This window comes from Streptomyces sp. NPDC006463, from assembly GCF_042870715.1.
In the GTDB taxonomy this organism is placed as follows: domain Bacteria; phylum Actinomycetota; class Actinomycetes; order Streptomycetales; family Streptomycetaceae; genus Streptomyces.
Genome location: NZ_JBIAHP010000065.1, coordinates 1 through 6,479, shown reverse-complemented (window position 1 = coordinate 6,479; position 6,479 = coordinate 1). Strand labels below are relative to the sequence as shown.

Genomic DNA, 6,479 nt, shown 5'->3' with positions numbered 1-6,479 from the left:
CCCGCGACGCACACGTCATCGCCGACCAGGCCCGCATGCGCCGCGATCTGCAGCCGATCAGGCAAGGCGACGAAGCCATCATCGAGCTCCGTCTGTTCACCGGCCGCCGTGCCGATCTGGTCTGCGACCGCACCCGAGCCGTCAACCGCCTTCGTGGCCTCCTGACCGGCATCTTCCCCGCTTTCGAGCGCGCCCTCGACCTGAGCAACCACGGCCCCTTGGTCCTCCTCACCGGCTACCAGACACCAGCGGCCATCCGTCGGCTCGGCGCCAGCCGACTCGAACAGTGGCTCCGGAACCGGAAACTTCGCTGGTGCGGCTCCCTGGCCCGCACCGCCATGGAGGCCGCCGAGCGACAGCACACCAGCGTTGCCGGAGAGAAGACGGTCGCCGTGATGGTCGCCACGCTCGCTCGTGAAGTGATCGTGCTCAACGAGAAGATCAGCGAGATCGACCGGCAGATCGAGGTCTCCTTCCGCCCACAGTCAGGCCGCCATCGTTGCCAGCATGCCCGGGATCGGCAACCTGCTCGGAGCCGAGATCCTGGCCGCCATCGGTGGCGACATGGATCTCTTCGGCAGCCCTGATCGCCTGGCGACGTACGCCGGCCTGGCACCGGCTCCCAGGGACTCAGGCAAGGTCAGCGGCAACCGTCACCGCCCCAAGCGGTACCACCGACGTCTGCAACGGGCCCTGTTCCTGGCAGCAATCCCAAGCAGTCCTGGCGCTGGCCCGGCGACGAGTAAACGTCCTGTGGGCACTTCTCCAAGACCAGCGGCACTACGAGCTCACGCCACCAGCGGCAACCGTCCAATAGGGCTTCTCGCCGATCGCAAACCTGATCGACCAAAGCCGACTTCTCAGGGAGGATCCAATCAGCACTGCCCTATGACGCTGAGGAGACCCCTGCGATCACGCAAGGAGTACAGGTCACAGGCCGGTGCAGTGCCTGCGGAGGTATGACGACCTGCGATGTCGGCCAGTTCTTCCACCGCGGCATGCTCTGCTGGGGCACCGAAGGGCGATGCGCGGACTGCCCGAATGGGTGGTGCGAGCAAGACAGCGGTCCCGTCACGCCCCAGCACATTCGACAGGCCTTGCTGCAAGCGCACGGGCCCACGCGGCTTCGCCTCTCTGGAGACGCGCCGAGCATCGTTCCCGTGCTGCAAGCCCTCCGCGGTGGGCAGGCACTGTCCCTGGGCGCAGCGAGAGCACAGGCCGCGGAACTCGCCGAAACCGGTCTCATCGGCACGCTCGTCGAGATGGAGATACTGGCGGTTCACCTACGCAGACGAGCCATCACGGTGACCGTTGAAGCAGCGGCGTAACCCTGTCGGGACCGCACCTGCTGCGGCTTGACACCGGCATTGAGAAGTCTGGGCCGCCATCACGTTGATGACCCGCCGCATCACCCAGCAGAAGAAGGGACTCTCCCTCAACCCACCCCCGCCAGCAGCTGAGCAAGCAGCCTGATCACCGACGTCTTGGGGCCCTCCCTCGAAGGAGGGACGGTCACACCGGCCTGCGATCAACTACGCCTCCAGAAGGCGTGTGGATCGCGGCCTTGGCGGAAGCCCGAGATGTCAGCCACCTGCACGGCGTCGCGGAAGCCCCGGGCGAGTGCGGCGGGGTCGTGAGCGTCACTGGCGAAGCTGATGGCTTGGCCACCTTCCTCCCGCCACCAGGCCAGCACCTGGGGATGCAATGGAACCCTCGTGTTGACTTCGAGCACCTTGCCTGTCGCTGCCAGGGAGCGCAGGACGTGACGATATTCCTCCTCGAAGTCGTACGGGTCATACGGCTTCCCGTTTGCGGGCCAGTAGCGGACCGGGTAGTCGATGTGAGCCAAAACTTCGAACGCATCGAACTGCTCTATCAGGCGGACGGTCTCGGCCAAATAGGCGCGAACAACGTCGGCCGGCGGCTGATCGTCATACCGGGCAGAGACCTCGGTGAAGCCGGAACCGTCCGCAGTCGGCGCAGAGTGCACTGATGCCAGCACCCTCTCGAAGCCACCCGCACCGAGGAGAATCCCGACGCGGGACGCGTGCCAGTGAGGTTCGCTCAACTCGACGCCTGACAAAATCCGCAGGCCAGGGTAACGCTCGCGGCATGACTCCAGACAGCTCCGATAGCCGTCGAGGTCGAACGAAGGCGGGTTCAGTACTCCCTCAGCCAACAGTGGACGCCACTCCTCCGGGACCTTCTCGCCTGGCCTGAGAGTCCAGGCAGTGAAGTCGGCGTGCTCAGTGAACGCCACCGAGGGCAGCCCAAGCTCAACTGCACGCAGACAGGTACGTTCCATCGACCCCGCCAGCGCGTCCCAGGACCACTGGCTGTGCACATGATTGTCCGGCGGCAGCATGACCCCATCCCCTTCATCAGCCATCCTCTGAACGACATGATCAGGTCTGGCCCTGGGGCAAGGTCAACTTCGCAGGGTTCAGACACAGGTACTCACCGACGACGGCAGCAGGGCCAGCTTCGACGGCGGCCTGTCCGAGTAGAGGAGGCGGACGCGTTCTTGCTGCTCGCGGATCAGCCGGGCAGTGGGTTCGTGGATCGGCAGCTCACGCCGGAGCCGCTGTTCCTTCCAGTTGTTGTAGACCAGGACGGGTTTGCCCTGCCGGTCCCGGTTCAGTTGGAACGCCAGCTTGCAGATCTCCTCCGGGCGCCGGCCGGTGTCCATCATCAACTCCACCGCGACGCGCAGTTCGAGGCACGTCATCTCCTCGAACACGGCTGAGCGCAGAGCTGCCGCATCACCTCCGGCGGCAGGTCCTGGCCCTCCTCGGAGGGCTCTGGCGGTTTCGGAACGTCGTGCCGGGTGATCACGAAGTCGTCGGGCAGCCCGGCCATGGGCCCATCGGCCCTGGTCAGGCCCATCACGCGGGACTGCCGCAGCACGTTGCGGGCGGCCCGGACGTAGCTGGTGCGGGTGTCGGCGGCAATGCGGCCGTTGGCCTCCAGGAACGTCATCCGGTTCAGGTAGTTCTCGATGTCCGCCCGCCTCAGCGCCGCGGTGTCCGTGCCGTGGTCCTGGCGGGCGTCGAGACTGCGCGACAGGAAGGCCAGGGAGGCCAGGTGCTAGCGGCCGTGGGAGGACGTGCTGCGGGAGCGTACCCGGGTCAGGTAGTTGGGGGCCCAGCGTTTCGCGGTCTCCTTCAGCCAGGGCTGGTGGACGGCGGTGAAGTCCACCGAGCCGCGGTGGCCGAAGACCGCCAGGTCCCAGATGTCCTTGCCGTACTCGCCCTCCGGGGACACTGGCCCCCTCACCGGCATCTACGACCCCAACGGCATGGGTGCCATGTTCTTCGCCGTCCGGGCCGTCGCGGCCCAGCTCGACCGCAACTACATCTGGGAGAAGACCCTGGAGGGCCAGCAGACGGCCGCGAAAAGGGCAACCACGGCGGCCGGCCGAAGGTCCTCGATGACGACTTCCTGACCTCGCTGGTCGTCGACAGTGTTGTCGCCGATCAGTGAATCTGCGTAGTGGTTGTGTTCCTGGCCTGGTGTTGTGCAGGTTGGTTGAGCGGGTTTGGTGATGGGTTGGCTCACTGAATCTGCGCAGTGTCGGGGTTCGCTAACGGTCTGACCTGTGGTGTTTCCGGGTCTGGTTGTGGTTGTGCAGGTTGGTTGGGTACTGCGCAGTTTCGCTGGTCGTTGGTATGTGGCTAGCGCCTTTTACCTGGTACGGCGCGTGGGTGGGGTGGTTGGTAGCCGAGTTTGGTGAGTTCGGTGGGGCCTGGGTCGTACGGGTTGTGCCGGTAGGGCCACCGGCTTCGGGGGTAGGGGTGGCGGCCGACTGTGTAGGTGATGCGGTTGCCGAACTGGTCTGGGTACAGGGCTGGGTTCTCGAGCCAGGGCCGGCCCAGGAGATCGGCGACGGCCGTGTGGAGGGGATGGGCGTGCCCGGGACGCTCGCGAGCGTGGAGTGTGCGGGGGTGGTGGGCGAGGAACTGGGCGAGGGTGATGGTCTCGGGGTAGGTGATCGCTTCGCGGGCGAGGGCGTACCAGAGGCGGGCGCGCTTGTTGTCGCCGATGCGGCGGGCGCGTGCGGGCCAGATCCGTTCGTCGGCTGGTGCGTTGCGCCGCCAGGTCTCGGTGAGGTTCATGGCCAGTGCGAGGGCGTGGTCGGCGGCCGGGCCCCAGCGTTTGAGGAAGCGGACGTGGGCGCGGTGGGCGGCAAGGATTTCCGGGGCTCGTCGGAGGCTGGCGTGCTCGATGGGAAGTCGGGTGCCGGCCAGGGTGTGGCGGCCGAGCATCCAGGTGCTGTGACGTTGGCAGATGAGGGCGGTGTCCGGAAGGTACTGGGGGACTGGGTGGGTCTGGCCGGTGCGGGCCAGGGTGCAGTGGGGGCAGCCCGTGACGGCGTGCATGGGGGCGAGACGGAGCCGGGCTTTGGGGGGTGCCGCGTGTGGTTTGTCGCGGTGTCCGTTCCACTGGGGGAGCGCGTGGGCGAGGTGTTCCTCGGGGATACCGGCGAAGTCGGCGATCAGGCTGCGGCTGGCGGGGTTCAGATACAGCTCGATGCTGGTGTACGGGCCGTGGGGCCTGGTGCATTCGGGGTGGAGGAGCGGCCCGGGGATGCCGAGGCCGCGGAGTAGTTCTGCGGTGTCCAGGTGATGGCGGCTGGCCAGACGCTGAAGGTAGGAGACGGTGGTTTCCCACTGGACGGGGGCCAGGCGCAGGATGCTGGCGCGTGGGGCCAGGTGGTGTCGGCGCGGCATGTCAGCGCCGTGTGGCGGGCGGGGGCGGGTGTTCGGCGAGCTGGTCGAGTTCGATGTCGTCGAGTAGTGCTTTGGTGATTTTCTCGGTGCCGTCGAGGATGGCGGCGATGGCTGCTTCCCGGATGAGTGCGGACAGGCTGCCGATCCGGCCTCCGGTGCGCAGGTGGAGGTACGGCGCGTGACGGACCAGTGCACCTTCGCGGTGGGCGTTCAGGCGCAGGGCTTGGTCCATGCCGCGGATCAGCCCTTCCCAGGCGTTGCGTTGCGTGGTGCTGCCGTGCGCCAGGGGCGGGTTGCGCACCATCTTGAACCGTCCGGCCAGCTGCGCGCCGCGGTTTCCTGTCAGGAGAGGGGATTCCTCGATGGCGACGCCGGCGTAGACGAAGGTCGCGGGAATGCGTTCGCTGAGGTGTTTCATCTGGTCGGAGGTTTCGGCGCCGCTGCGGGTGCGGGTGTTGAGGAGGTGGATGTCGTCGACCAGGACGAGCTGGGTCGTCAGGTCGTGCAGGGTGGCGCAGACGATGTCGGTGATGCGGGCCTGGTTCATGCGCGTGGTGATGGGCAGGTCGAGGTACCGGGCCAGTTCGGAGACCAGCATTTTGGGGGTCGCGGCGGGCGGTACGGACAGGAAGACCACCGGCAGGTGGTCACCGGGTGCGCTGCGGCGTGCTCGGTCGGCGAGGTGGAAGGACCGGCCGAGCTGCTGGAGGGTGGTGGTTTTCCCGGTGGTGGGTGGCCCGGAGATGAGGAGGCCTCGGCGGGCGGTGCCGTTGTGCTTGCGGTTGAGGATCATCAGCCGGCGCAGGGTGAGGGAGATCTTGGCCATGGTGGGGGTGGACAGGATCACGAACCGGGAGTGGTAGTCCAGGCGTTCTTCGGTGCTCCAGGGGCCGGTGTCGGGCAGGCAGGGTGGGGCGGTGTCGACGAACTGCGTCCACTCGCGCCAGGTGGTGGGGGAGGCGTACGGATCGTCGTGCGTCTCGTGGCCGGTGGGAGTCACCAATGCTGTGCCTCCTGGTGTGCGTCGAAGATGCTCCAGGCCGCTGCCGACGTCATGGAGTCGGCGATGTCAGGGGTGGTGCCGGAGTCCTCGTCCATGTGCGGGACCTGCCGGCCGGGACTGCCCGGCAGAGGTGCCTGCGCATTGCGTTGCTTCGTGTGGTCTGTGTGCGTTTTGCGGCGTGAGTGTGCGGGCCGACCGGTTGGGCGGGGCTCGCCGCTGGCACTGGCACCGGCACCGGCACCGGCATCGGCTGCCGCGCCCGGGGCTCCCGGGGTGGTCTCGCCTGGGCGGGAGCCTGCGACGTCGCTGACGCCTGTGTCCGCGGTGTGTGCGCGGCGTAGGAGTTCGTCGAGGTGGCGGGCGAGTTGTTCCTCGTGTTCGGCCCGGCCTTCGCGCTGTTTGACCACGCTGCGGATGTGTCGCCAGGTGGTGTCGGTGAACGGCCTGGACACCAGCCCTTGATGGATCCAGGGGACCGGTTCCCAGCCGTGGGGGAGTCTGACCCAGCACTGCCACGGCTCGTAGGGGTTGTGGTGGACCTCCCACTTGCCGTCCGTCGCCGTGGAGCGGTGGCGGTGCGCGTTGAGTGCGTGCCCGTCGTAGGTGCGGTGCTCGAACCGGATGCCCTCGTCGCCGATCGCGCACCGCCTGGTGCGATCTCTCGGTTTGGGGACAGTGGTGTGAGAGACAGTGAGCTTTTGGGGTGTTGATGCTGGTCAGGGCCTGTTTTGGGCTCTGGTGTCACT

At 67.2% G+C, this 6,479-nt stretch carries 7 protein-coding genes and 1 pseudogene; 2 read left to right on the top strand and 6 right to left on the bottom strand.

Annotated features, from left to right (window positions below):
• A pseudogene (locus ACFYOB_RS41400) lies at window positions 1-817 on the top strand (transposase); the annotation flags it as partial.
• A 711-nt stretch (window positions 818-1,528) separates the two neighbouring features.
• On the opposite strand, the gene ACFYOB_RS41395 reads toward ACFYOB_RS41400, so the two are convergent.
• The 4 genes from ACFYOB_RS41395 to ACFYOB_RS41380 all read right to left on the bottom strand — a co-directional run bounded on the left by ACFYOB_RS41395 (window position 1,529) and on the right by ACFYOB_RS41380 (window position 3,264).
• A complete protein-coding gene (locus ACFYOB_RS41395) occupies window positions 1,529-2,365 on the bottom strand; it encodes a PHP domain-containing protein (RefSeq protein ID WP_388570215.1) in 837 nt (278 codons plus the stop codon).
• Window positions 2,366-2,443: 78 nt separating this feature from the next.
• Entirely contained in the window at window positions 2,444-2,728 is a 285-nt protein-coding gene (locus tag ACFYOB_RS41390; RefSeq protein WP_388570212.1) for a hypothetical protein, read from the bottom strand.
• Window positions 2,725-2,979: a hypothetical protein gene (locus tag ACFYOB_RS41385; RefSeq protein ID WP_388570209.1), complete on the bottom strand. Its 255-nt coding sequence runs from the start codon at window positions 2,977-2,979 to the stop codon at window positions 2,725-2,727. The genes ACFYOB_RS41390 and ACFYOB_RS41385 overlap by 4 nt, the downstream gene beginning before the upstream one ends.
• A gap of 108 nt (window positions 2,980-3,087) precedes the next feature.
• Window positions 3,088-3,264: a hypothetical protein gene (locus ACFYOB_RS41380; RefSeq protein ID WP_388570207.1), complete on the bottom strand. Its 177-nt coding sequence runs from the start codon at window positions 3,262-3,264 to the stop codon at window positions 3,088-3,090.
• Window positions 3,265-3,298: 34 nt separating this feature from the next.
• On the opposite strand from ACFYOB_RS41380, the gene ACFYOB_RS41375 reads away from it, so the two are divergent.
• Window positions 3,299-3,445: a hypothetical protein gene (locus ACFYOB_RS41375; RefSeq protein WP_388570205.1), complete on the top strand. Its 147-nt coding sequence runs from the start codon at window positions 3,299-3,301 to the stop codon at window positions 3,443-3,445.
• Between the two features lie 229 nt (window positions 3,446-3,674).
• Here ACFYOB_RS41375 and ACFYOB_RS41370 read toward each other — a convergent pair whose 3' ends face one another.
• Together ACFYOB_RS41370 and ACFYOB_RS41365 are read right to left on the bottom strand one after the other, a co-directional pair.
• Window positions 3,675-4,730: a TniQ family protein gene (locus ACFYOB_RS41370; RefSeq protein ID WP_388570202.1), complete on the bottom strand. Its 1,056-nt coding sequence runs from the start codon at window positions 4,728-4,730 to the stop codon at window positions 3,675-3,677.
• 1 nt (window position 4,731) lies between these two features.
• Window positions 4,732-5,730: a TniB family NTP-binding protein gene (locus ACFYOB_RS41365; protein ID WP_388570218.1), complete on the bottom strand. Its 999-nt coding sequence runs from the start codon at window positions 5,728-5,730 to the stop codon at window positions 4,732-4,734.
• Window positions 5,731-6,479: the final 749 nt, after the last annotated feature.

Bases quoted from the DNA above. Each gene is read 5' to 3' on its own strand.
- ACFYOB_RS41375 (WP_388570205.1), top strand. From the start codon at position 3,299: ATGGGTGCCATGTTCTTCGCCGTCCGGGCCGTCGCGGCCCAGCTCGAC.
- ACFYOB_RS41370 (WP_388570202.1), bottom strand. From the start codon at position 4,730: ATGCCGCGCCGACACCACCTGGCCCCACGCGCCAGCATCCTGCGCCTG.
- ACFYOB_RS41395 (WP_388570215.1), bottom strand. From the start codon at position 2,365: ATGCTGCCGCCGGACAATCATGTGCACAGCCAGTGGTCCTGGGACGCG.
- ACFYOB_RS41390 (WP_388570212.1), bottom strand. From the start codon at position 2,728: ATGACGTGCCTCGAACTGCGCGTCGCGGTGGAGTTGATGATGGACACC.
- ACFYOB_RS41385 (WP_388570209.1), bottom strand. From the start codon at position 2,979: ATGACGTTCCTGGAGGCCAACGGCCGCATTGCCGCCGACACCCGCACC.